The 25,406-nt window shown below is 59.7% G+C and carries 19 protein-coding genes and 6 pseudogenes; 8 read left to right on the top strand and 17 right to left on the bottom strand.

The features are described from left to right. Window positions 1-243: 243 nt before the first annotated feature. From AB4Y42_RS37565 to AB4Y42_RS37555, 3 genes are all read right to left on the bottom strand, one after another. The gene (locus AB4Y42_RS37565; RefSeq protein WP_368697038.1) at window positions 244-1,176 is read right to left on the bottom strand and encodes an electron transfer flavoprotein subunit alpha/FixB family protein; all 933 of its coding nucleotides are present in this window, start codon (window positions 1,174-1,176) and stop codon (window positions 244-246) included. 9 nt (window positions 1,177-1,185) lie between these two features. Next, complete coding sequence (locus AB4Y42_RS37560; RefSeq protein WP_368697037.1) at window positions 1,186-1,935, bottom strand: electron transfer flavoprotein subunit beta/FixA family protein; 750 nt, start codon at window positions 1,933-1,935, stop codon at window positions 1,186-1,188. Between the two features lie 1,094 nt (window positions 1,936-3,029). Next, window positions 3,030-3,275 carry a LysR family transcriptional regulator gene (locus AB4Y42_RS37555; protein WP_368697036.1) on the bottom strand — a complete coding sequence of 82 codons (246 nt, stop codon included), beginning with the start codon at window positions 3,273-3,275 and terminating at the stop codon, window positions 3,030-3,032. A 991-nt stretch (window positions 3,276-4,266) separates the two neighbouring features. Here AB4Y42_RS37555 and AB4Y42_RS37550 point away from each other — a divergent pair. Then, on the top strand, window positions 4,267-6,051 hold the full coding sequence (locus AB4Y42_RS37550) for a diguanylate cyclase (protein WP_368697035.1): 1,785 nt from the start codon (window positions 4,267-4,269) through the stop codon (window positions 6,049-6,051). 630 nt (window positions 6,052-6,681) lie between these two features. Continuing rightward, window positions 6,682-6,786, top strand: a pseudogene (locus AB4Y42_RS37545) (IS6 family transposase); the annotation flags it as partial. A gap of 47 nt (window positions 6,787-6,833) precedes the next feature. Here AB4Y42_RS37545 and AB4Y42_RS37540 read toward each other — a convergent pair. From AB4Y42_RS37540 to AB4Y42_RS37525, 4 genes are all read right to left on the bottom strand, one after another. Continuing rightward, window positions 6,834-7,937, bottom strand: a complete 1,104-nt coding sequence (locus tag AB4Y42_RS37540; RefSeq protein ID WP_368697034.1) for a transposase family protein — start codon at window positions 7,935-7,937, stop codon at window positions 6,834-6,836. Between the two features lie 34 nt (window positions 7,938-7,971). Further along, window positions 7,972-8,811, bottom strand: a complete 840-nt coding sequence (istB, locus tag AB4Y42_RS37535; protein ID WP_368697033.1) for an IS21-like element helper ATPase IstB — start codon at window positions 8,809-8,811, stop codon at window positions 7,972-7,974. Then, on the bottom strand, window positions 8,808-9,854 hold the full coding sequence (gene istA / locus AB4Y42_RS37530) for an IS21 family transposase (protein ID WP_368697032.1): 1,047 nt from the start codon (window positions 9,852-9,854) through the stop codon (window positions 8,808-8,810). The genes istB and istA overlap by 4 nt, the downstream gene beginning before the upstream one ends. 65 nt (window positions 9,855-9,919) lie before the next feature. Next, on the bottom strand, window positions 9,920-10,468 hold the full coding sequence (locus tag AB4Y42_RS37525; protein ID WP_368697031.1) for a hypothetical protein: 549 nt from the start codon (window positions 10,466-10,468) through the stop codon (window positions 9,920-9,922). A gap of 130 nt (window positions 10,469-10,598) precedes the next feature. Between AB4Y42_RS37525 and AB4Y42_RS37520 the strand changes: the two are divergent. The 5 genes and pseudogenes from AB4Y42_RS37520 to AB4Y42_RS37500 all read left to right on the top strand — a co-directional run. Further along, window positions 10,599-11,219: pseudogene (locus tag AB4Y42_RS37520) on the top strand (IS6 family transposase); the annotation flags it as partial. 221 nt (window positions 11,220-11,440) lie between these two features. After that, on the top strand, window positions 11,441-12,142 hold the full coding sequence (locus tag AB4Y42_RS37515) for an IS6 family transposase (RefSeq protein WP_368697030.1): 702 nt from the start codon (window positions 11,441-11,443) through the stop codon (window positions 12,140-12,142). Between the two features lie 148 nt (window positions 12,143-12,290). Then, a complete protein-coding gene (locus AB4Y42_RS37510; protein ID WP_368697029.1) occupies window positions 12,291-12,797 on the top strand; it encodes an MHYT domain-containing protein in 507 nt (168 codons plus the stop codon). Window positions 12,798-12,842: 45 nt separating this feature from the next. Continuing rightward, window positions 12,843-14,132 (top strand): annotated as a pseudogene (locus tag AB4Y42_RS37505) (putative bifunctional diguanylate cyclase/phosphodiesterase); the annotation flags it as partial. Beyond that, entirely contained in the window at window positions 14,080-14,409 is a 330-nt protein-coding gene (locus tag AB4Y42_RS37500) for an EAL domain-containing protein (protein WP_368697077.1), read from the top strand. The pseudogene AB4Y42_RS37505 and the gene AB4Y42_RS37500, both read left to right, overlap by 53 nt. On the opposite strand, the pseudogene AB4Y42_RS37495 reads toward AB4Y42_RS37500, so the two are convergent. From AB4Y42_RS37495 to AB4Y42_RS37460, 8 genes and pseudogenes are all read right to left on the bottom strand, one after another. Next, window positions 14,398-14,796 (bottom strand): annotated as a pseudogene (locus AB4Y42_RS37495) (tyrosine-type recombinase/integrase); the annotation flags it as partial. The gene AB4Y42_RS37500 and the pseudogene AB4Y42_RS37495 overlap by 12 nt on opposite strands. Before the next feature lie 157 nt (window positions 14,797-14,953). Further along, on the bottom strand, window positions 14,954-15,817 hold the full coding sequence (locus AB4Y42_RS37490) for an alpha/beta fold hydrolase (protein WP_368697028.1): 864 nt from the start codon (window positions 15,815-15,817) through the stop codon (window positions 14,954-14,956). Then, window positions 15,814-16,671 (bottom strand): alpha/beta fold hydrolase, encoded by an 858-nt coding sequence (locus AB4Y42_RS37485; RefSeq protein WP_368697027.1) that lies wholly within the window; start codon window positions 16,669-16,671, stop codon window positions 15,814-15,816. The genes AB4Y42_RS37490 and AB4Y42_RS37485 overlap by 4 nt, the downstream gene beginning before the upstream one ends. 77 nt (window positions 16,672-16,748) lie before the next feature. Beyond that, window positions 16,749-18,029 carry an MFS transporter gene (locus tag AB4Y42_RS37480; RefSeq protein ID WP_368697026.1) on the bottom strand — a complete coding sequence of 427 codons (1,281 nt, stop codon included), beginning with the start codon at window positions 18,027-18,029 and terminating at the stop codon, window positions 16,749-16,751. A gap of 12 nt (window positions 18,030-18,041) precedes the next feature. Continuing rightward, window positions 18,042-19,157, bottom strand: a complete 1,116-nt coding sequence (locus AB4Y42_RS37475) for a porin (RefSeq protein ID WP_368697025.1) — start codon at window positions 19,155-19,157, stop codon at window positions 18,042-18,044. Between the two features lie 325 nt (window positions 19,158-19,482). Then, a complete protein-coding gene (locus AB4Y42_RS37470) occupies window positions 19,483-20,454 on the bottom strand; it encodes a VOC family protein (protein WP_368697024.1) in 972 nt (323 codons plus the stop codon). A 66-nt stretch (window positions 20,455-20,520) separates the two neighbouring features. Beyond that, entirely contained in the window at window positions 20,521-21,102 is a 582-nt protein-coding gene (locus AB4Y42_RS37465; protein ID WP_324161447.1) for a flavin reductase family protein, read from the bottom strand. A 41-nt stretch (window positions 21,103-21,143) separates the two neighbouring features. Further along, window positions 21,144-22,391 carry an acyl-CoA dehydrogenase gene (locus AB4Y42_RS37460; RefSeq protein WP_368697023.1) on the bottom strand — a complete coding sequence of 416 codons (1,248 nt, stop codon included), beginning with the start codon at window positions 22,389-22,391 and terminating at the stop codon, window positions 21,144-21,146. A gap of 112 nt (window positions 22,392-22,503) precedes the next feature. On the opposite strand from AB4Y42_RS37460, the gene AB4Y42_RS37455 reads away from it, so the two are divergent. Continuing rightward, window positions 22,504-23,403: a LysR substrate-binding domain-containing protein gene (locus tag AB4Y42_RS37455; RefSeq protein WP_368697022.1), complete on the top strand. Its 900-nt coding sequence runs from the start codon at window positions 22,504-22,506 to the stop codon at window positions 23,401-23,403. A gap of 158 nt (window positions 23,404-23,561) precedes the next feature. On the opposite strand, the pseudogene AB4Y42_RS37450 reads toward AB4Y42_RS37455, so the two are convergent. Continuing rightward, window positions 23,562-24,034, bottom strand: a pseudogene (locus tag AB4Y42_RS37450) (IS6 family transposase); the annotation flags it as partial. 165 nt (window positions 24,035-24,199) lie between these two features. After that, window positions 24,200-24,871: pseudogene (locus AB4Y42_RS37445) on the bottom strand (reverse transcriptase domain-containing protein); the annotation flags it as partial. Between the last annotated feature and the right edge of the window lie 535 nt (window positions 24,872-25,406).

Raw genomic sequence — 25,406 nt, 5'->3', positions numbered from 1 at the left:
CACTCTGTGTACAGGTCCATGAGCGCCCCGCCAATCTCGGGCGTGTACTCCGCGAAACGACCGGCCCCGATCGATCACGATCGGGGCGCGCGGTCACCATCAAGGGGAGCCAGTTCATCAACCGCCGGCAGGTATCGTCCCGATTGATCGCGGGACAACATCATGCCTGGTTTTTTGATGTTTCCGAGTAGAAGGCCGAGTGGCCCATGACATCGGCATCTGGCGAACTAGCTACGGGGGCAATTACAGCGCAGCGTTGAGCTCAGGCGCAAGCGTGAACAGATCGCCCACGAGGCCGTAGTCGGCTACGCTGAAGATCGGCGCTTCTTCGTCCTTGTTGATTGCGACGATCACCTTCGAGTCCTTCATGCCGGCCAGATGCTGGATCGCACCCGAGATGCCGACCGCTACATACAGTTGCGGCGCGACGATCTTGCCGGTCTGACCAACCTGATAGTCGTTCGACACGAAGCCCGCGTCGACGGCCGCGCGCGATGCGCCCAGTGCCGCGCCGAGCTTGTCTGCCAACGGCTCCAGAACCTTGATGTAGTTCTCGCCCGAGCCGAGACCCCGGCCGCCCGAGACGATGAACTTCGCGCTCGTGAGTTCCGGACGATCCAGCTTCGTCACTTCGCGGCCTACGAATGCAGAGAGTCCGCTATCTTGCGGGGCGTTCAGGAACGTAATGTCATCTACCGTGTTGTTCATAGCTACGGCGTCGAATGCTGTACTGCGAACTGTAATGACCTTCTTGGCATCCTGCGAATGGACCGTAGCAATTGCATTGCCTGCGTAGATAGGACGCTCAAACGTATTAGCGTCTACGACTGCAGTAATGTCTGAGATTTGCGCGACGTCGAGCACAGCAGCAACGCGAGGGGCTACGTTCTTGCCTTGTGAAGTTGCCGGGAACAGAAAGTGCGTATAAGCGGACGCGAGATCGTGAACAACACGCGTGACGTTTTCAGCAAGACCCTGCTCGAGTTGCGGCGCGTCGGCGACAATAATCTTCGCAACGCCTTCAATTCTGGAAGCAGCAGACACTACCGTCTGCACATTGTAACCTGCGACGAGCAGATGGATTTCACCGTCGATCTTTCGGGCCGCCGCAACAGTATTCAGCGCCGAAGCCTTAATCAACTGGTTGTCGTGTTCAGCGATAACAAGGGTAGTCATGCTTAATCCTCAGATAACCTTAGCTTCGGTCTTCAGCTTCTCGACCAGCGTCTTCACGTCCGGCACCTTCACACCGGCGGAACGCTTGGGCGGCTCGGCGACTTTCAGCGTCTTCAGACGCGGCGTCACATCAACGCCCAGGTCTGCGGGCTTGATCGTTTCCAGCGGCTTCTTCTTCGCCTTCATGATGTTGGGCAACGTCACGTAGCGAGGTTCGTTCAGGCGCAGATCCGTCGTGACCACGGCCGGCAGTGTCAACGACAGCGTTTCCGCGCCGCCGTCCACTTCACGCGATACCTGGGCCTTGCCATCGGCAACCACCACTTTCGATGCGAACGTCGCTTGCGGCAGATTCGCCAGAGCAGCCAGCATCTGGCCGGTCTGGTTCGAATCGTCGTCGATGGCCTGCTTGCCGAGGATGACCAGCGAGGGCTGTTCCTTGTCGACCAGCGCCTTCAGGAGCTTCGCCACAGCCAGCGGCTGGAGGTCTTCATTCGATTCGATGAGGATCGCGCGATCGGCGCCGATGGCCAGCGCGGTGCGCAGCGTTTCCTGCGCTTGCGTCACACCCGCCGAAACGGCGATCACTTCGGTCGCGACACCCGCTTCCTTCAAACGAACCGCTTCTTCCACCGCGATTTCGTCGAACGGATTCATCGACATCTTCAAATTGCTCAGGTCGACGCCCGTACCATCCGACTTCACGCCGACCTTAATATTCGCGTCAACCACGCGCTTTACGGCCACCAATATCTTCATAGTTAGTCTTTACCTGGTGTTAGAAAATAAATGCCAGAGACTCCAACCAAGCCATGTATCAACATTCACGAATTCCGATGATGGTGTTGCCACCTGCCCTCCCACTTTGAGGCCGTCGAGTGCGGGTGCAGATCCGTCATAGCGCAATATGACATGGATGCCTTATCACGCCAACGAGTAGGACTACTATGCGAAGCTATCCACGTCGCGTCAGAACACACGGCGAAGACCTACTCGCACGGCGACCTGATTCTTGGTGGTCGAGAAATTATTGAAACTTCGAGGCGTCACGGCGCCCTGAGCAAATGCAAATGCAAATGCAAATGCAGGGTGCCTGCATCAAGAGTGCCAAAAGCGCCACCCTCTTATTCATCCTGTCTCCAATTATGTCCGCCGATAATTGCCCTTCGTTACGAACACATTCATGTTTTCGCGCATGGCACTCTATAAGCAAAGTGCGTGCCAGTCTTGGTTGAATTGTCGGTACTTGCTGATTTCTCAGGGCTTTCAGTCTTGTCTATCCGGAAAACCACGGAGGTCGGAGGAAGCGAGTGGTACGACCTTAATTCAGAAATTCATGAATCGGCCGCCGACGCTGGCCACTATCGGTTGCTGATTTCATGAAATCAGCAACCGTCAACCATCATCCATCAGCGACCAGATGCAGAACATCTTTGTGCTGACCGGGTCTTGGGGAAAGTTATCTGATCGGAGTGGGTCGAACTGAGCCGAACGTGTCGGACCGGGATCGACCGATTCTGTTTGCAAGGACTTCTCCCGAGAGTCAAGGTCGGGGTTTGATTTTTCGACGCTTGCAGACATTTGACGTGCACATACAGGTGGGCCGGTTGGAGTAGTAATTTCATTTTCCTCAAGTCGGCTGCTGCTGTCGCATCGAAGCAATACCAGAAACAGACTGCGTCTTTGCAAACGGCCTTGTTGCCCGAATCGTCTCGGGCGGGCCACGATATGAGCCGCCCAGGAGAACCCTATTTGAAAACCGGCGAACAGGCATGAGGCATTGAGCATCACGCGGTGGTGTCTCGCCAACAGAATTGCCGGCTTCTTCTCCCGTTCGGTCCAACCTCGTCTTGCTATCGCGTCGAGCAGTAGTTGAGTCTCAGGCTACGCGGATCACGTTCCTTAAGAAGCGCGCTGCCGGCATCGGTCAACGACAGGCCGTTGCCGATGCGATTGAACAACACGACATCGAGGGCTTCTTCGAGCTTGCGCATCGAGATGCTGATCGCCGACTGAGTCACGCCAAGACTGGCGGCAACCAACGTAAAACTGCCATGACGTGCCGCTTCGACGAAGATTTTGAGCTGTTCGAGGTTCATTGGGTGACGACGTCGCCACGCGCAAGGGACGCACCACCTGTTGCATGAAAGGACCCAGATCGTAAAGTGGACCCCACAGGAAAAAGCCGGGCCGGCAAGCAATCCAGCGCTCACCATCGGGCGAGAGTTGCTTGCACAAAGACTCATGCAACGACGGCTCTCTTCCTCTGCGACAATAGAGCGCGCAACTAATTGTGTGACACAGTAAGACTTCTATGGGGCAATGGAAGTCAAGCACTTTTGCGATGCATCTTTCCGTCCAGTTATCTCCCATTCAAGAGCGTCGCTGCGCAGGGCCGCATTGCGGACATCAAAGCGTTCGATTCTGCTTGGGCGCCGATAAGTGCTTGGTGCAGTAAGACCATTGCGCTCCTCGTCGACCTGTTTGAGAAGGCGGAAAACCGAGGAGCACAAACGGCCCAGCGAACCAGGCAGCGGCGAAGACTGTGTTCATACGGGGGAACCACGGAGAAAATGTTTTCCTAAGGTCAAGTACAAGTTTTATAATTAAATCCATTATAGTTGTGCACGCAACTACATCGATTGCACGAGCGACGCAATACACTCTGACTATTGTTCAAGGACAGCGCATTCGCAATCAGTTTTGGACGAGTTCGGATTGAGCAGAACGGACTTCCGTGGCCTTCTCTTCGCGGTCCGCTTGCGGGGGTGCCAGCAGTGGCGGCGTACACAGGTATTTTCCGCAGACGGTCCACGGAACTAGGGCCGTCCAGCATGGTGCCCCGTAAAGTTTCGCCGTCCCTAGCCGATAAATGGATTCGTGAGGCAGCAAGACATCTTGCTTAACGTGCCTTCCTAACATGCACATGGGCGCCGCGCATCCATCCGGGATGCAAGCGAAGACCAAGAATACAGAGAGACAAAGATGGGGAATTCGGCTGCTCACCGCTCGCCCGATTTGCGAGCAGATTCGCGGTCGTCAGGTCTTGCCGGGCACCCTCCGGTCGTCAGGCATCTATTGCTAGCGTTCATGGTAACAACGCTCACCTGTCTCGCCAGCGGAGCGCTCAAGACCATGGCGGGAGAAATCGCGCCAATATGGCTAACCAACGCCGTGCTGCTGTCACAACTGATGGTCTCACCGCCTCGGCGACGGTATTGGGTTTTCGCCGGCGGTGTTCTTGGCAATCTGACTGCCAATCTTTACGTGGGCGAGAGTTTCGGCGTATCTGCGTCCTATTCGTCTGCCGACATCGTTGAGGTACTTATCGCCCTTGCTTTTGCACCACGCATCTCGACGGTTTCCGAGATGATTCGGGTGAGGCCACTGACGAGATTTGTGGCGGGCGGCGTACTGCTGGCGCCTGCCGTGTCGGGCGTCCTTGCGATGACGCTACTGCATGGACGACTAAGTGGGCGGCTGCTGCCCGACCTGGCCAACTGGTTTATTTCGGATGCCCTGAGTCTCGCCATCTTCACGCCTGCCGCGCTTGTTTTCTGGACTGGTGACGTGGCTCATTTGCTGCGCGCCGACCAGCGCCGCAAGACTGCATTCCTGTTACTGGTGGTTTGCATTGCCACGGTAGGCGTGTTCGGCCAAAGCCGTTTTCCGCTCCTGTATTGGGCGCTCCCACCCATCGTCCTGCTCGCATTTCAGGCCGACCTTGCAGGTGTCATGGTTGGCCTGCTTCTGTGCCTCGCAATCGCCGTCTCGCTCACCCTGCGCGGAACGGGCCCGCTATGGGTCTTCCCATATGAAACGATGCAAGGTCGCATCTTCGGCCTGCAGCTTTTCCTCGTCGCCGCATTGGGCATCGCTTTGCCCATCACCGCCACCCAGGCCCAGCGCAACCGGCTCTTCATGATGCTGCGTGACGGCGAACGTCGATATCGGGTGCTTGCCGAAAATGCGACTGATATCGTCATGAGTCTCGGGTTGGACGGCAGGATGACCTACGTGTCTCCGCGTATCACCTCATTGTTGGGGCACTCGCCCGAGCACCTCACCGGTACGCATCTGATCGACCTGGCGTTAGCCGATGACCGCGATGCGCTCGCAGCGACCATAGCGAAAGTAGCCTCGGGTGAGGTCGAAGCTTCTGAAACCAGTCGCCTCCGACACATGAACGGTAGCGCTCTATGGATGGAGGCCCACCTGCGCTGCGTAATCGAACCGTTCTCGGGAAAGCCCGATTCTCTGACCGCTACGGTCCGAGACATCACTGAACGAAGGCTATTGGAGAAACGTGCCGCTGACGAAAGAGCCGAGTTACGCGGCCTCGCCTTCCGGGATGGACTGACTGGACTGTTCAATCGGCGCCATTTCGACCGCGAGCTGGGGCATCACTGGCAACAGGAATCGCGTGCCGACAAGCGGGGATATCTGGCCGTCATCATGACGGACGTTGACGCGTACAAGAGCTATAACGACTTCTACGGCCATCAACGCGGCGATGAATGCCTGCGCATCGTCGCCGGAACAATTGCATCGTCGGCCGCGCGCTTTACTGACACCGTAGCGCGATATGGCGGCGAGGAATTTGCGTTGATATTGCGCGACACCGACCGGGATGGCGCACTAGTCGTAGCCGAGCGAATCCGACAGGCGATAGAAAGCCTCCGTCTTCCGCACCGGGGGAGCAATTCCGGGATTGTTACCATCAGCCTCGGTGTCGCCGTCCTCCACACGAGCGATGGTCACGACCCGACGCTCCTGGTGGCTGCAGCGGACCGGGCGCTCTATGCCGCAAAACGGCAAGGTCGCAATTGCACATGCGTGGCAGATGGAGTTGACGAGGCCCCGGTGGACAGCTAGCTTGCTCGAATACGCAGACAATCGGAGAGGAACCGCGCTCGTATACGAGCAGTCGATGACTGCAGATATCTGGCAGTCCTGTCGGGGCCATGTATTGCTCCGCAATCTTGGCTATCCGAGAGAAAAGATTAAGGTGCTCTGCGGGATTATCGGCGCATGGCACGCAGCGGCGCTGGCGAGCGCGACTAGATATCCGGCTCCAATCTGCGTCGTCGCGCGCTCGCAGGACTTCAAACACGCGTGCAAACGCGGATGACCCAGCCTTACAAAGGGGTATCGACAAAGTCTCGCGCAGAGTTTCCAAGCTTTGCGGTGTCGACATTGCCCTTTGCGGCGCTGCAGTGACATGCTTTGCGGCGACTCCCCGCCAAGCCCTTTTCAGCGTTTGCGCGCGACGAGAGCCCTACTGGCAGATTCGATGCGGTCGGTGTGCTCCCCCAACGGGAAAGCGCCCCAAAGGGCGCCCCTCATCCTCGAGGTCAAACTCCATGATAGCGGGCAAGGCCGGTACTGTAGGGTGGTTAGCGGCTTATATCGACCTCATGAGTCTTGCTGTTCTCAACGGTTATGGTGCAAACAACGATCAACGAATCGGTTAGAGTTGCGGGCTGACCGATTTTGAGGCCCGCTATGAGCAAACTGAAGGATCTGGACGGGTTGTTCGCGGGCCGTCACTTTGACCGCGACGTGATTATTCTTTGTGTGCGCCGGTATCTTCGCTACAAACTCAGCCTAGAGAGCATCAAGCAGCATGGCCGGTCGTGTTGCCTCACGGGATGATGTTACTCTGGTGTGTTCGCCACCTCGGGTTTGTCTTGCGATGGAAGCTGGCATTGCGTAGCAGTGCCAGCTTCCATCGCGTCGGGCTCGCCGAGGATTCGGGTTACCAGCTCCCTCGCGCGGTTTGCCCGCCATGCCTTTACACGTCGCTGCAGCGTGCGTAACTGCGCACTTGAATACATTGCCGGCGCCATTTCGATGAGACGGCCCTGCAGGCGCTTCGCGGTAATGCCAGGTTCCGTTTCGAGCCACGCCTGGATCTTTGGCCACGTGTGCTCAAACGGATCCTCTCGGGTGCGCCAGTCGTGCAGCACCCGAGCCTTCCTGCGATGGGTCGGGCGCACCTCGCCAGCTTGCCATGCAGTAGCCAGGCTCTTCACGAACTCATCGACCGTCAAGTCCGCTGCCGAACCGGCGTCTGCCACCATTCCGTCCGTGGCTTGGCACTCCGCGAGACGGCGCTGCGCGTCACGCATGCGGCGCAAGAGTTCTACAGGATCAAGCGAGCGGAATTCTTCGCGCAATCGCTGTTTCGTTACTTCCGGGACAGCGGGCGAACGAAGAACACCTTCAAGTGGCGTCAGCGGAGCCTCGTAGCGTTTCGTTACGCGCGCGCCGTGGCGCGTCTTCGACTTCAGCTTGAACGACGGCAGGAAATAATTGATGTACAGCCGCGAGCTCGGGTAGAGCGACGCCAGCACTTCGGTATCTTCCATGCCCCTCAGTTTGCCGTAGCCGACCAGCCGTCGCACAATCGAACCGTTCTTCTGCTCGACCCACGCCTGATCGTTCTTCTTGTAGGCGCGCGAGCGCGTCAGCTCGATACCTGTCGCCTTGCAGAGGTCGAACACGGCCTCGTTCATGAACGCTGTGTCGTTGTCGCTGTCGAGGCCCCGAAGGGGAAACGGCAGAACGGCCCGTACCCGCTCGACAAGCTCAATGACGAATGCGTGGTTACGGAATGGCATCGCCAGGCACTCGGTCCAGCCTGTCGCGATGTCCGTCATCACCAAACTGTGCACAAAGTCACCGTCGACTTTGACGCCACCGCAATGTTCAACGAAGTTGTCAAACGCAATCTCAAGTTGATACAGCTTCGGACGCAAACGCAATCGTAATTTGATACACCCGCTCATGCGGTTAATGACTGGGGGCTGCCTCCTTCGAATTGCGTTTGCGTTTGATGTCGTCTGCGTCGTTTAGGTGCGGTGGTGGCATGCGGTTGATCATGCCGGCCTGACGTTTTTCCTTCAACCTGTACGAGTCGCCGGAGATCGGCACGACGTGTGCGTGATGAAGAAGCCGGTCGAGGAGCGCCGCCGTGAGCGTTGCATCGTCAGCGAAGGTCTGGTCCCACTGGCCGAACGGCAGATTGCTGGTCAGGATGAGACTGCCGGTTTCGTATCGTTTGGCGACCACCTGGAAGAGCAGGTTCGCCTGCTCCCGGTCCATGGGCAGGTATCCCATCTCGTCAATGATGAGAAGCTTGTAGGGCTTCGTGATCCGCTTGATGGTTTCCTCGAGCTGGTTGCGGCGCAACGCTGTCGTCAATTGCATCAGCAGATCGGCGGCAGTGATGAAGCGAGTGCGAAACCCGGCCTGCGTTGCACGATATCCAAGCGCGACAGCAAGATGGGTTTTACCAACGCCACTGGGTCCGAGGAGCACCACATTCTCGGCACGCTCCACAAAGGCAAGACTGCCGAGTTCGAGAACCAGTGCTTTCGGCACGCCGAGTGCGAATTCGAAGTCGAATTCATCAAGCGTCTTGATTGCCGGGAAGCCAGCCAGACGCGTCAGCATCCGGCGCATTCGTTCCGCGCGTGCCATCGCTTCATCCTTCAAGGCCTGTTCGAGGAAGTCGAGATAGCCGAGTTCGCGTTTCGCGGCCATCTGGCCGAGATGTGCAATCTGTGTCGGCAAGTGCAGCAGGTTGAGCTGCTTGCACAACACAGTCAGTCGTTCGATCTGTGGCGTCATGCGCTTACCTCCTGCGCGCGGCTGAACGCGTCGTAGACCGACAACGGGTGCTGCAACGGTCTGTTCCACTCCGGGCTCGCGTACCGTGATGCTGGTTTCGGCTGCTGATGTGGCGTCGCGCCCGTTCTAACCGATCGTCCCACGTAGGGTGCCGGCAGTGGCAGAAGATGCGGCCGCTCCTCGAGCAACGCCTCGGCTGGAACCCGTTTGGTAGTGCCGTGCACACGGACGTTGGCGACGTCGCGCAACCACAGTCTGACGCGCTCATTGCACAGGCCGCAGTCGGCTGTGAGCCCTGCCTGTTTAAGCATTGAAACCAACGGGACCCAGAAGCTGTAGCGCAGATATCCGTTCATACGCTCGACCTTGCCCTTCGTCTTCGCGCGGTATGGCTTGCACACGCGAGGCACGAACCCATGGTGTTTGGCGAAGTCAGCGAACCCCGGATGATATCGGTGCTGCTTCTTGCCATAGGCATCGCGTTTCAGGATCACCGTCTTCATGTTGTCGTACACGATCTCTCTGGTGACGCCGCCAAATGCCTCGAATGCCCGCACATGGCAAGCCAGCAGCGTTTCGATACGCATGTCGGTGACAAACTCCGCGTAGCTGACGCGGCTGTAGCCCAACGTCGCAACGAACGCCGCGAGCATGCCGAGCTTGTGCCCCGGCTTGCGAAACTCGATCCAGTCCATCTGCATCTGATGGCCCGGCTCTGTCTCGAACCGGACCACTGGATCGGGGCGTGCAGCGGGTCGAAGCTTCTGCAGATACTCCTGCACCCGGCGTAACCCGCCCGTGTAGCCGCGCTCCTCAATCTCCCGCTTGAGCACCGTCGCCGGAATCCAGTCCGGTTTCGCTGCTTCGACCCGGCCCTCCAGATAGACCTTGAAGGGTGCAAGCTTGCCGGCGACTGGTTGCCGGGCCTTACGCTGCGGCGGACCCGATTCCAGATACTTCCTGACTGTGTTGACTGACATGCCGGTCTCGACCGCGATGTCCCGGAGGCTGTTTCCCTGGCGACGCAGAATCTCGATTTCCATGTACTCCTCGTAGCTGATCACGGGCCGCCCAAAAGGAGCAACCCTACAACGAGGTGTATCAATTCCTAACTGCGTTGCTGTATCAATTTACAACTGCGCGCGACAAAGTCGATCTTCAGATACCCGGGCAACGGATCGTTCCAGTCCGCGAAGGTCCGGATGGGGACGGCGCGACGGATCGCGTTGCCGATACCACCGGAGCGTTTGCGCTGACCATCGAAGGCCTGATCACGAACGTCGGCGAGCAGTCTGTCAATCGTGGCCGCACTGACCTCGAGCAGCCTCTCGCGCAGGTCGTGCGACAGCGACAGATGACCATACCGGGCCATCGACTCAATCAGAGTCGGAATCACGGCCTTCAGGCGCTTCCCGCAGATCCGATCAGCCGCTTCCCATAGAGTGATCAGCGCTGCACGCACTTCGTCGTTGTATCGCCTTTGCGGGCCTGGCTTAGCCTTTGGTGTCCGGACTTCGTTGCACAACACGCGGATCGCGTGCTTGCGGTGATAGCCTGTCAGTCTGACAAACTCATCAAGAATCTGACGCTTGCTATCCCGGCCCGCTCCCCGGTAACGCTCGCCGACTGCCTCTATCAATTCCCTTCTTGTTGCCATGCTGAGTCGCCTCGCCATAAGTCGCCCCTGCCAGCCATCTGGCAGGTAGCAAAATACATGAGGCAACGACCACGGTTGGGTAACAAATATCCTGAGTCAATGCGCCGGCCAAGTTAATTGGCGCCGCCCACTCAGCCTGCGCGATCTAGTCGAGATGATGGCTGAGCGAGGGTTGTCGCTTTCTCATACGACGATCCTGCGTTGGGTGCGGCGCTATACGGCCGAGTTCATCAAGCGCTGGATCCACTTCGCCACCTCTGCGGGACGGCCTTGGCGGGTTGACGAGACGTATCTCAAAATCTGGGGCAAATGGGTTTATCTTTATCGGGCGGTAGATCGGAGCGGCCAGACGGTCGACTTCATGCTCAGGGCGAAGCGCGTTGTGGCAGCAGCGAAGGCCTTTTTCAGCAAGGCAATCAAGCTTCACGGCCAGCCACCGGAGACGGTCACGCTTGATGGGTACGCCGCGTCCCACCGGGCCGTACGTGAGATGAAAATTGATGGCCTGCCTCCCAAGGACACGAAGGTGCGCTCATCGAAGTACCTCAACAACCTGGTCGAACAGGACCATCGCCATATCAAGTTCAGAACGAACGTGATGCTCGGGTTCAAGAGGTTCAGAAGTGCCGCGACCACGATTTCCGGTATCGAGTTGACGCGTCGCATTCGCAAGGAGCAGTTCGACCTCTCCGCACTCGCGCCCGAAGGCATCACTGCGCCCTCCGTCTGGAACGCCGTCCTCTTCAATTGATAAGGTATCCCTATCTATGGGAGCTATCGCGAACACGCCACCAATTTACACCAGATCCCTTTCCTGGCTGCAAAAACGCAGGCGGCCGCGGCAAGATTCAGTTCGTTCAGATCGAGCATGAGCAGCAGGTGTCTATCTCGCCCAACTGACTTTTGTTGAGGTTCTGTTGCAATAGCGGAGGCTGGTATGCTGCTGTACCATACAGAATGATGTGAACGATAATGAAAGCGCCGAGTCCAGCAGTAGCCAAAGTGCTGAAGCGATTGCACTATCCGCTCGAGATAATGTTGGTGTGCGTGCGTTGGTACGTGGCCTACCCGCTGAGCTTGCGCAATCTGGAAGAGATGATGGCGGAACGCGGGATCTCGGTCGATCATTCGACCGTGCACCGGTGGGCCATCAAGCTTCTGCCTGTGGTTGAAAAGGCGTTCCGCCGCTGCAAGCGCCCGGGCGGTAAGAGTTGGCGTGTCGACGAGACCTACAGCAAAGTCAAAGGGCAATGGAAATATCTGTACCGCGCCGTCGACAAGGCCGGCAACACGGTTGACTTCCTGCTGCGAGCCAAGCGGGATAAGGAAGCGGCCCGACGGTACTTTGAGAAGGCCATCGATCAGAATGGCGCGCCCGAAACCGTCACCATCGACAAGAGTGGTGCCAATCTGGCCGGGCTGGACGCCGTGAACGCCGAGCGGGAGACGCCTATCAAGATCCGCCAGGTCAAGTATCTCAACAACATCGTGGAACAAGATCATCGGGCGATCAAGCGCCGTACCCGACCCATGTTGGGATTCAAGACATTTCGCTGCGCCCGGATCCTGCTGGGTGGAATCGAGACCATGCACATGATCGCGAAAGGCCAGATGATCGATGGCGCTGGACCGAAGCGCTCCGCTGCCGAGCAGTTCTATTTCATCACGATGTAAGTCGTCCTATCTATATCGTCTCGCTCCGGCCGGACTTTCTTACCGCGACAGAACCTGCGCCGCGATGGACCGGAGCCGTACCCTCCTTGCGGGCAATAGAACCAGCCAGAACGATGCGCAAGGAGAACGAGCACGCAGAGGGCCGCGAATGAATGGTATCTACAATCCGCTGTTGACATGCCTGTCTGTGGTGGTTGCCTTTCTCGCATCATTTACCGCGCTCGAAGGCTCGGCCACGCTCAGTACAGTGACGAGCAGCCGCTGGCGTCATGTGTGGCTCGCCGCCAGCGCATGCGCGATGGGCATCGGCATCTGGTCGATGCACTTCATCGGCATGATCGCACTCACGCTGCCGATCGCCGTGGGCTACGACATCGATGTAACCGCCGTCTCGCTCGTGCTAGCCGTGCTAGCCGTGCTCGCGGCGCTCGTCGCGTTCGCCACCGTGAGCCGCGGCTGTCTCTCGGCGCGCCGGTTGCTCGCGGCGGGCACCGCGATGGGGCTCGGTGTGGCGGCCATGCATTACACCGGCATGATTGCCATGCGCATGACGCCATCCATCGACTACGATCACGCGCGCGTCGCGCTATCGATCGCCATCGCAATTGGGGCGTCTATCGCCGCGCTCTGGCTAGCGTTCCATCTGCGCTATTAGCACCGGGACTACATCGTCTGGAAGCGCCTCGCCGCTGCCGCGATCATGGCGTTCGCGATAACAGGAATGCACTACACGGGAATGAGCGCCGCCACCTTCGCGGAAGGCAGCCGCTGCCTGAGCACGCACAAGGTAGATGCCAACGCGCTCGCGCTTACCGTGGGTGTGGCCTCGACTGTCGTTCTGATCGGCACGCTGTGGATCTTCGGCACGCAGGCGAGTCGCCTGTCCGCTTCGCTCGATCGTGCGACCCACACCATCCGTCATCTCGGCACGCACGACGCGCTCACCGACCTGCCCAACCGTGTCTATCTGATGGCTCACGCGAAGGAACTCTTGCAGCGCAGCGCACGCACTGGCGAGGCGCTGGCCGTGCTGTTCGTCGATCTCGATGGATTCAAGGCCATCAACGATACGCTCGACCACAAGGTCGGCGACGATCTGCTCCGGCAGGCTGCTGCGCGCATTTCGGGCTGCGCACTCAAGGGTGATCTTGTGGCGCGGCTGGGCGGCGACGAGTTCGTGGTCGTGGCCGCAGGGCTGCCTGCCGCCGGCCGCCGGCCGCCGGCCGCCGGCAGGGATGATGCCGTCAATGCCGCCGACGCCGTCGCGCGGCAGATCCTGACGACCCTCGCAGAAGAATTCGTGCTTGACGGCTCGATTCCTGTCCGCATCGGTGCGAGCATCGGCATTGCGCTCGCGCATGGCGCGGGCGCCTCGCTCGACGCACTCCTGAGCCAAGCGGATTGCGCGATGTATGCCGCCAAGCGTAGCGGCCGCAACACGTTCCGCCGCTTCGAGGACAGCATGAGCCAATCCACGATGCGCTCGCTGCACATCCAGCGCGACCTGCAGGTTGCGCTTATGCGCGAGCAATTTGATCTCGTGTTCCAGCCAATACTCACCGTCGATGGCAAGGCGATGATGGGCGCTGAAGCCCTGTTGCGCTGGACGCATCCAGTACTCGGCAACGTGCCACCAGTCGAATTCATTCCTGTGGCCGAGCATGCGGGCCCGATGGTCGCGATCGGCGACTGGGTGCTGCGCCGGATCTGCGCGCATATCGTCGAATGGGATCGCGAGGGGCTCGCGCCGATGCCCGTCGCGACGACCCTCACGGCGATGCAGTTCAACCTGCCGCGCATCGTCGATCGTGTCGACGCGATCGTAGCGGAAGAGGGCGTGGCGCCGCAGCGGCTCATGTTCGGGATCAGCGAGGCCACCGCGATGCAAGACCTGGGGCGCACGAGCCAGGTCGTGCAGGCACTGCGCGAGCGCGGCTATGCCGTGGTGCTCGATGACTTCGGCGCGGCGCTTTCGAGCCTTGGTCATCTACGGGATTTTCGCAGTCGATCAGACAAAGATCAATCGTGCGTTCGTGAGCAGTCTCGACGACACGTCGTCGCGCAGTTCGGCGCTGCTTTCCGCGGTGGTGGCGCTCGCGCGCGTGCTCGGCATCGAGGTCATCGCCGACGGCGTCGAGACCGTCTCGCAGTCGCTCAAGCTGCTCGCGCTCGACTGCGATCAGATGCAAGTTCTTCTTTGCGGATCGCCACTCTCTGGCCGCGAGTTCCGGCGCGCAATGGCCGGCTCGCTTGCACTAAGAAGCTAAAGCAGACGCGCTGTTGGGAGATGGCAGGAAGCCTCCACGGTGCGAACACCGTCGGAGGGAGCCCTCAAGTTGCCCGCCAGGAAACCGCTGGCGACCTGACCTGAACAGCCAACGTCGAGCGACACCGAGCAGCAACTGAACCGCCCGAAGGTTCTTCGTTCGTCGGTAAATCAATGAAGCCCTCCTGCGACGCATCGTATGCGTGCCGTACGCCGTGTCGTCGAGACCGATGGACGCAATCCATCGGTGGACCAGCCGAGCAATTTGGCGCATCGAAAGATGCGGCGACGCCTGGAGCCGACTAGGAAACAGATAGTCGATGGGTTTTAATTTTCGAACCTTGATCCAGGCTTCAATACTCTGACGGGTCTGCTCCGTGATCTCGAACGGCCTCTAGCGGACCTGAAGCGGTCACACTCTGATGCGGAAAGCGGCCGTTCAAGCAAAACGCATTGTCGCGCGCTTGCGTTGGCGCGTCGCCACCTTCGGCATTCAATCAGCTCAGGGTGGCAATGGTATTGAGCCGCTCATCAGTCAGCGAAAATTAAACGCCCTGCAGGAACGCGATGCTGTGCTCGTTGAACGCATCCGGCTGCTCGTACTGAGCCCAGTGGTCACACCCCTTCAGTTCCAGCAACTGTGCGTTCGGCGCGATCCTGGCGATCGCATGCGCATTGCCGAGGAACATGTTCGGAGCATCTACCGCGGCGATCACCTGCATCGGCTGAGACAGGCTGCGCCACTGCTCTTCGCTGAGCGCTTGCCCACCCAGCGAGAACGCCAACAGACGCGGCATGGCCGCCTTCATGCGTGGATCACGGTAAATCTCCAGGCGAACGGCGATCAGTTCGTCGGACAGGGTTTCCGGATTCAGCATCAGCTTCGTCAGCGCGCCAGAGACCATCTCCCAGGTCGGTTCCGCCGCAGCGGAAGAGCGGCTCTTACGCACCGCGTCGCCATAGCGCCTTTCTTCTTCCGGATCGGTAATGATGCCCGCCGGCGCCACCAGCACCAGTTTTTTGACGCGCGTCGGATACGCCAACGCGAGCGCCGCGCTGACCCAGGCGCCCAGCGAAACGCCAACCACGGACGCCTTGGCGATGCCTAGTGCGTCCATGAAGCCGCGCACGTGCTCGACGTAATCCTTGATCAGATAATCGTGATCCGGCTTGTCAGTCCAACCGCAGCCCAACATGTCCAGGCCGACGACGCGGAAATGGCGCGCATAGGCCGCATAATTCGTGCTGAAATTCTCCAGGCTGCCGGCCGTGCCGTGCAACAGGATCACCACCGGCGCATCGGCAGGGCCGGCTTCCAGATAGCGCGTGCCAACGCCGCCGACATCGACCCACCCCAACTTGTGCGGCGTCTTGAACAGGTGTTGCCAGATGCTGGTGTGCTTCATCATGATGCAGGTCTCGCGGTGAGATCCACCGTCAGAAAGCCGGTGACATTGCTATTGAACTCTTCCATCTTTTCGTAGGGCACCCACAGGCCGCAGTTGCCATGGATATGTACCCGCGCCTTGGGAATCCGGCTCAGCATGTACAGGGCGTTGTCATAGTTAATCGTCTGGTTATTGCGGCCCCAGACAATCAGCGTCTCGGCCTGGATCTTGTGCAGGTCCTGCCACAACGGCTCCAGCGTTTGTCCCGCCGCGCCACCCTTGCCTTCCGGCGCCTGGTTCATGAATTCAGGCTCGATACTGGCCTCGTAACGCTCGCGCACTACCTCTTCGGTCAGGATCGTCTTGTCATAGACCAGCGCTTCGAGATTGGCGCGCATGCGCTCCATGCTTGGGCCATCGCCGCCATAGTAATTGTGCGTGGACGGCTTGGGCGGCATCGGCTGGAACAGCGACAGGCCACCCGGCGAGCTGATCACCACCAGGCGATCGATCCGCTCGGGAAAATCGAGTGCCATCTTCAGCGCTACCGAACCGCCGGTCGCAAGACCCATCACATGTGCCTTGTCGATGCCCAGCGCGTCCAGCATGTCGCGGAAGGTATTCGCGTAGAAACTGGTGCGCGGTCCGTCTATCTGCGGCTTGTCGGATTTGCCGTAACCGGGCAGATCGACGATCAGCGTCCGGAAATGACGCGACAACGCTGCCAAATTGCGGCCAAAATTCCCCCATCCGAAAGCGCCCGGTGCGCCGCCGTGAATACACAGCAGCACGGGGCCGGAACCGGCTTCGTGGTAATGCACCCGGGTCGCACCGGCCTGCACGAATTTCGAGGTGTTATCTCTCGTCAAGGTCATTGATATGTACTCCGTAGTTTCATTGCTGGTGGTGCAAGCCGGCACCGCACACTGGCGCACCCGTCACGGTCCAGCCATCATGCGTTGCCGGCCTTTTCCGCCGGATAGCGGCCCATCACCAGAATCCCCACTGCACCGAGCAGACAGGCTGCCAGCGATACCTCGTGCACCAGGGTATAAGAGTGGAGACGGTCGAACGCGAGGCCATACACGAACGGACCAGCCGCGCCGCCCAGCGTCGCCGCGCCGAACAGACAGCCGTAAATCGCGCCGAATGAGCGCTTGCCGAAATACCGGCGCGCAAGGAACGGAATCAGATCGCCTTCCGAGCCCGTCGAAATGCCCAGGAGCAGCGCGGCCAGCAGGATCATCGAGGGCACATGCGACGCACTGGTCACGAAGATCACGAAGCCCAGCGCCCCGACGAGAAAGGCGGCACAGGCCACGAACGGACCAAACACACGGTCGAGCACCACGCCCAGCCCGACCCGCGCAATCGCCAGACCCGCACCTACGAGACCCGCCGCCTCCGCGCCGACCGTGCGCCCGAGACCGCGGTCACTGGCGAACGGTGCAAGATGCACGAAGCCGCCGAGAATCGCGCCCGATATCACGAACATGACACTCGCGAGCAACCAGAAACGATAGCCGCGCATCGCTTCGCGGAGCGTGAGCCCCGCCTCGACCGAAGCGGCCGCCTGCACATCCGCGGCAGAGTATTGCTGCGCCGGGAGATTGCGGAACATCAGTCGATGCGCCGCGATGCCGAGCACTAGCGCGACCAACGCGCTCGCGCCATACCATTGGCGCCAGTCCATCATCGCGCCAAAGCGGTTGGCCGCGATCGGCGCCAGGAAGCCACCCAAACCGGTACCGATCATCGCGAATCCGAGCGCCATCCCCAGGCGCTTGTCGAAGACGCGCGGCAACACGCCCAGATAGCCAGCCGCTGTCGTCCCGGCCCCGAAGAAGCCGATCAGGAGCCCGACAATGGCGAAGTAGGCGTGATTGGCGGGGGCAGCGGCAAGCGCGGCCATCGATATCGCCATGAACACGATCGCACCTGCCACGACCTTGCTCCAGCCCAGACGGTCAGCGAGAAAGCCGCCGACAGGCGCACCCAGTGCGGTCCCGACCATCGAGAACATCGGCAATACCGCAACGTCGGCACGTCCCCATCCGAACGTCGCTGCCATCGGTTTCAGGAAGACGCCCGTGACGCTGAAAAACATCGGCCCAAAGCCGAACATCAGGCCAATGGCGGCACCGCAGACGATCCATATGCTGGTGGCCTTGCTTATGGGCGACACGGCCTCCAGCGCGGAGGGCATCATCTTGGTACTTAGTGGACTGCTCATGAAGCTCTCCTGTTAGAACAGGTGACGAATACCGATCTGCGCGACCGTCTGGCTCGACGTCGACGACGAACCCACACCGTTTGGCATCGAGGGCGATATCGAATACGGAGTCACCGCGAAGAAGTTACCCGCGTTGCTCGCGCCACCGAATGCATGCTGGTAGGTGCCGACGGCGAACACACCGGTGCGCTTCGACAGGCGATAGTCCATGCCGAACGTCGCGATATCGAATTTGCCGAGCTTGCGTTCATTGACGTAGGCGAGGCCGGCGCCCATCGTCAGTGCCGGTGAGGCATGCCAGCTCAGGCCGCCTTCATAGGCGTTCACCGTCACGGTGCCGTAGGCGCTTTTCGATGCATTCGTATAGGTGTAGACGGCGTTGACCGAGAAGTCGCCGAACTTCACGAGCCCACCAAAGGCTGCGGTATAGATCGACTGTGCGTTCAGCGCGACTTGGGCGATCGTGCCCACGCCCGGTGCTTCGTTGCCGCCATCCACCTTCGTGAACGCCGCGCCGAACGAATACGGCGCGTTGAAGCTGCCCGTCGGGCTGTACTTGAGACCTATGCTGAGTGTGCGCGGCACCGTAGGCGTGCCACCAAATGCACCTGCCACGTTGCTGAAGCCATACATTGCCCCGGCAGCAAAACCACCCAGATTCGGCGTTTCGTAGCGAACCGCGTTGTGCACCTGCTCGCCAGCCAGACGGTCGATGTCATCGCCAAGATGGAACGAGTACATACCACCGATCTGTCCGGCGTTCGTGTAGAACGTCACATAGTCGTAGATGAAGTCGTAGTCGTTGCCGGCGAGCAGCGTACCGAACCGGTCGCTCGACAAACCGACGAATGCCCGCCGGCCAAACAGCGCACCGCCCTGCGATGCCGCGCCCGAATTCAAGTCGAAGCCGTTTTCCAGCGTGAAGATTGCCTTCAGGCCGCCACCCAGCTCTTCCTTGCCGGTCAGGCCCCAGCGGTCCGACGACACCACGCCACTGTCCATCCTGACGTTACTGTGACCACCTGCGTTGCTGATGTAGGTGATACCGTCGTCGATCACCCCGTAGAGCGTGACGCTGCCTTGTGCATGCGCAGTGCCGGCGAACATCGCAGCGACCGCTGCCATCATTACCCGATGCTTCAACTTCCGTCTCCGAATACCATTTTTATTGACTGCTCTTTTGGATGCCGCATGCACCGAGCCCAACTCAGTTAGCCATCAGGTGCCCAGCGTTTTCCACCCATTCGTCCTGCGCCATTGCCGGTGATGGGGTCAACAAAGCATACGGGGTGTCACCCACCCCTCAAAACAATATTTTTGCACCTTGAATGAGCCAGAATCATGGAGGCGGTATTGTAACGAATGCCCAGAAACAAGGGAGGCCACGACGTTTTAGTTGCGTGCGGAACGACAACGTCGTGGCCTTTCCGCCGGGCAAACACGCATCGCGCCCTTAAATGGCCATCGTCCGGCTCACGAAACCGCCTTCGCCGTTGACTTCGACCGGCGCGCGCAAACCCAGCCTGGCGGCAGACTCAATGTGTTCGCGCTGCTTGGCCTGGTTTTCAGGCGTTTCCCAACTGCGTACGTGCCCCCAAAAGCTGAAGCCCCAAAGCTCCTCGGGCTTCCAGGTGGCACGGTCGATCGCTCGCCCGCCCCAACCCGCTTCCAGAAGGAACCCGCCGGGCGTTTTGGAGTAGAACGACAGCATATGATCATTGGCATGCCGGCCGAGACTGGTCTGAACCATGCCCGGCATCGTCAACGCCTTGTCGTACAGACGGCCGACGTCGTCCATGAACTTGTATTCGACCATGACGTGGTGCAGGAACCTGGAAGGCGTCTTGACCAGCGCCAGCGAATGATGCCGATCGTTGGTATGGATAAAACGCACCTTGATTTCTGTGTCCAGGTAGTCTGTCAGACCAAACCCGAGCAACTTCATGTAGAAATGTTCCATTTCCACCAGCAAGGGTGTGCCGAGCACGACGTGACCGAGCCCCAGCGAACCGGTACGGAAGCCGCCAATCGGGCGGCCCGGCTTGAATTCGCTTTCGTCGATGCTACGGCCAGCAAAGAACTCGACGCGATTCTCATCCGGATCCAGCGCCCACAGCATATGCTGCACGCCGCGCACGGCACGCTCGGCCTCGCTGCTTTCGTGCACGGCAACGCCCGCTGCCGTCAATTCGCTACGCACCGTTTCCAGGGCTTCCAGGCTCTCGACTTTCATGCCGAGAAACCCGACGCCATTGCGCTGTGCGGGCTGCACCAGCATGCGCCAGGCGTAGTCGTCCATCCGCAGGCCGAGGCACTCGTTTGCCAGATCACGGACCTCGAAGCCCACATAATCCGACGCAAACGCACGCCATTCGGCGGTATTGGTAGCGTCGATGCCCAGATAACCGATTTCGTCGATCTTCAATTCGTTCTCCTCTATCCTTTTCAGTAGACGCGACGGTACGCGCCCGCCGCACCGATCTCCACCCGATCAGTTCGGGCGGGCGGTCTGCTCGCTCGGCAAACCTTGCGTCATCACGTATTCGCCGTTACTGAAGGTCAGCGGCTTGCCGTCGAAGTGCGCGTACTGCTTGACCTCGCCGATCAGGATCAGATGGTCGCCTGCCTCCTGCACCGAAACGCGCTCGCATTCCAGTTGCGCGACCGCGCCATGAATCAGCGGCGCGCCCCCGAGGCCAGCCTCCCACGACACCCGCTCGAATTTTTCCGGCAGGCCCTTGCCGAACCATTGCGAGACCTGCATCTGGTCGTGCGCGAGCATGTTCACCGCGAAATGCTCCGCGTTCCGGTAGGCCTCGACCTGCTTCGATTCGCGCCGGATCGACCACAGAATCAGCGGGGGATCCAGCGAAACCGAGGCAAAAGAATTCACCGTCATGCCGACCAGATTGTCGCCATGCCTCGCTGTAATGACCGTCACGCCCGTCGGATACCGGCCCAGACAGCGGCGAAACGCGCGGCTATCCTCAAGCGGTTGTCCGCGATCGACCACGGGCCACGGCCCGCTGACGGCCGCCGCTTGTACCGGTTGTGTCTGTTGTTCCACCGTCATTTGTCTCTGCTCCTTCATGTCAGTCCGTGAGGTACGCGCCATCAGCGCCAGTAGTTGGCGGCGGCGAAGTCCTGGACCTTGAATTCGGGTGCCGGCAGGCCCATCAACGCTCGCGAATACAAGCCCGCGGCGAATTCCTTACCACCCGTACCGTGCACACGGGCAGCCATCAGATTGCGGAATATCAGCTGCATGGGGTTGGTACTCAGCGAAGCCACCGCGCCAACCAGCGGCCAGATGTCATGGAACGCATCGAAGCAGGCAGCGAACGCGTCGGCCGATTCGTAGCGCACACGCAGGCGATCCACGAGCGAAACCGGCGTGCCCTTGCAGGCCTGATCGAAAACATGGCGCCAGGTGTTCAGCGTGCGGTTGCGAATATCGTTCACCCGGGTCAGCGCATCCGCGAACCTGAGATGGAGGAACGGATTATCGGTCAGGCGCGCACCGGTCCCCATTTTCGTCAGGCGATTACGGGACTGTTCCTGGAATAGCTTCACACCTTCCATTGCCGTGCCAATCACGGTGTTGGCGGCGGTCGAGAAGAATACCGTCAGCCAGGAAACGCCGCGGTACAACGGCGTGTTGAGCACTTCGTAGCCGGCGTTGTTTTCGTTGATGACATCCGCAAGCACGTGAATGCGATGGTTCGGCACGAACACCTTGTTCGCAATGACCGCCTTGCTGCCCGTGCCGCGCAGGCCCTGCACGTCCCAGCTGTTGTGGTCGATGGTCAAATCCTCGATCGGCACCATGAAGTTGCGCTCACCGCCGCCCAGCATCACGAAATGGGCGTAATCGACGCCGCTGGAGAAGGTCCACCTGCCATCGAGGATATAGCCGCCCTCAGTCGGCTCGGTCTTGCCGAGCGGCGCGTAGGAGCTGGAGGCGCGGGCATCCGGGCCGTAGTTGCCCCAGAAATCCTCATGCAGCTGCGGGTCCATCGAGGCGATTTCGAGCGCATGACAGGTGATCTGGCCGGCGATCCAGGCAGCGGAGCTGTCGCACTGCGCGATCCGCATCAGGCCGTCGAAGAAGTCCGCGGGCGAGAGTTCCAGACCGCCGTATTGCAGCGGCGTGAAGCTGCGGAACACGCCAGCGTCGATCATCGCTTCGACGCTGGCGTCAGGCACACGGCCGTCGCGCTCGGATTGCTCGCGGCCGGCGCGCAGAACGGGCAGAATGCCGTCGACTGCCTTCAGGAATTCCGCGCCGGATTTCAGCGCGCGCTGGCGGTAACCTTCGCCATCGGCAACCGTGAAAGGCTGGGTTTCGATCACTGCGTCCATGGTGTCTCTGTTGATGTCGTTCGAGTGGACACAGTGTAGGTGGGGCAAGTCCGCAAGTTAAAACGATTACTTGTCCGTTAGAATGAGATGAACTCATGCAACACGAACTGGTATGAAGCCCCTTCCTTCCCTCACGGCAGTCAGGTATTTCGAGGTTTCCGCACGCCTGCAAAGCTTTACGGCGGCCGCTGCGGAGCTGCACGTGACCCAGGGCGCCGTCAGCCGCATGATTCAGACGCTGGAGGAGCAGCTCGAAGCCCGTCTGTTCGAGCGCAACGGCCGCTGGATTTCCCTGACGCCAGCGGGCAAGGTTTATCACGAGCAGATCACGGCGGGCCTGAACCAGATCGCCGAAGCGAGCCATGCGCTGCGCAGCGGTGCGGACATGCCCGCGCTCACGCTATCCGTCAACGCCGGTTTTTCGCTTTGGCTGGTGCACAACATCAGCGATTTCCGCACCCGGTACCCCGATATTCAAATCGACATCATGCTCCACGAGCTCGGGGACATCGATAACGATCCGCGCATCCACGCACATATCCGCTATGGCTCGCCGCCCTGGCCGGGCTACGATTCAACCACCTTGCTCTACAGCGCTGAAATGGTGGTAGCGTGCTCCCCGCACATGAAGAACCTGGATCAGGTGCGGGAACCCGCCGACTTGCTGAAGCAGCCCTTGCTCAGCTTTGCCGGTGCGCGCCACGACCCGTGGCAGGATTTTTTCGAGCACAACGGACTTCAAATGCCCGACCTGGGCAAATCTCCACGCTTCCTGCAAGTGCTGATGATGCGGGAAGCCGCCATCTCAGGCCTTGGCTTCACGGTGGTGCCCTTGTTTCTCTTCCAGCGGGATATTCGGGAAGGAAGGCTGGTACGCGTGCTTCCACATACCTGTCAAACCCATCAGGGCTACCACTTCATTCACCGCAAAGACGAAGACCTCAATCCGAGGGTCAAGACTTTCAAGAAATGGCTGCTGGCGCGATTGCGGAAGACAATTGATGGGCTTTGATGGCGGCATCGCAGCCAATCTGCCGGGCTGTTCGGCGAAGATGAGGTTTCCAATGCCTCGACTAGCAGCATCTGAGCGTTTGTTCGGCCATGTTTCATCTGGCGGTTCTGTCGCGGTAAGAAAGTCCGGCCGGAGCGAGACGATATAGATAGGACGACTTACATCGTGATGAAATAGAACTGCTCGGCAGCGGAGCGCTTCGGTCCAGCGCCATCGATCATCTGGCCTTTCGCGATCATGTGCATGGTCTCGATTCCACCCAGCAGGATCCGGGCGCAGCGAAATGTCTTGAATCCCAACATGGGTCGGGTACGGCGCTTGATCGCCCGATGATCTTGTTCCACGATGTTGTTGAGATACTTGACCTGGCGGATCTTGATAGGCGTCTCCCGCTCGGCGTTCACGGCGTCCAGCCCGGCCAGATTGGCACCACTCTTGTCGATGGTGACGGTTTCGGGCGCGCCATTCTGATCGATGGCCTTCTCAAAGTACCGTCGGGCCGCTTCCTTATCCCGCTTGGCTCGCAGCAGGAAGTCAACCGTGTTGCCGGCCTTGTCGACGGCGCGGTACAGATATTTCCATTGCCCTTTGACTTTGATGTAGGTCTCGTCGACACCCAGCCCCGCAGCACCGGATTAATCAGTTCGACTACCCGATTGACCGGCTGTGACTGGTATCGCCGGAACACCTCCTTGAGCTTGCGCAGTAACGCCGTACGCTTCTTCAGCTTTGGCGTGTAGTGCGCTCGCCACGCCCGTGTCCCGAAGCTGCGGAGTTGACGGAAGTCAAACCCCAGAAAGCCGAAACTCTCCTTGCATCTCAGATCCACGGTGCGGCTCTTCTCCTCGTTCACCTCGACCTGTAGCCTGTCAAACTCCTCCCGTAGTCGCCTGCTTACCGCCCCCAGCGGCCAGTCATGGCGTGGGTGTGCATCGATCAGCACGACGAGATCATCAGCGAAGCGGGCATACTCGACGTAGGTATACTTCCCGTTGCGCGTGGATTCTTTCGCCCGCTCCAGCATCCGGTCCACCTCAGTGAGGTAGACGTTACTGAGCAATGGCGAAATCACCCCGCCTTGCGGAACGCCTTGTTTACCCGAGGCCGTCAGCATCAGCTTCAGCAAATGCATGACGTCCCGGTCATTGACCCGACGCGCCACCTTTTCGAGCAGCAGATGATGCCGCACGGTGTCAAAGTAGGCACGCAAATCCAGATCTATGACTCGGGTCTTCCACTGAACAATTGCCGTCGCCACTCGCTGCACCGCTTCATGCGCGGTACGCTTTGGGCGATAGCCATACGACCCCGGCTGGAAGTCTGCCTCGAAGATCGGCTCCAGTATGAGCTTGAGCGCACCCTGGACCACACGGTCGCGGATAGCAGGAATCGAAAGGACGCGGACCTTGCCCCCATCCTTCGGTATCTCCTGTCGCCGTGCCCGCAGTGGCCGGTAGGTGCGCCCCATCAGTTCATCCAGTTGCTTAGCATGTCCTTGTCATCGTGCCGTCGCTTCCACCCCGCCGAAGTGGCGTAGCCGTGTCGGTCAGAATTCGGCTACCCATGCTGCCTTCACCCTCACGGTTGCGGGCTCGGCCCTCGGATCTATTCACTTTCGAGGCCACATCCACGCTCATCTTCATTACGGCCCGATGACTCGCACGTCCCCCAAGGAGACGGTCGTCGATAGGCTTCAGAGTCTTGGTTTCCCGCCACCCTGCTATCCCAGCTACGGAGCTTCTGACTTCTACTCCGGCAGGTCTATCTCCTGCTGAACACGCCAGCCTTACCTGGACACACAACCGAACGTGAGCCTCTCGACTCATTCGGCTCCCGTTATCCAACCGATACCCCGACGACACGCCAGTGGACAAACAACCAGGGGTGGGCGGACTTCACCTTGCGTAGCCATTCCGCACTACGTCGCTTGTGCTGCCGCAGCCGCTTGTACTTTCTCCGAGCCCACCGCATAAGCCGTAGGTCGATGTAGCTGAAGAGGCTGT

This window comes from Paraburkholderia sp. EG286B, from assembly GCF_040965655.1.
GTDB lineage: Bacteria > Pseudomonadota > Gammaproteobacteria > Burkholderiales > Burkholderiaceae > Paraburkholderia.
Note: the sequence above shows the minus strand (reverse complement) of the source record. Positions and strands in the feature narration are given on the sequence as shown.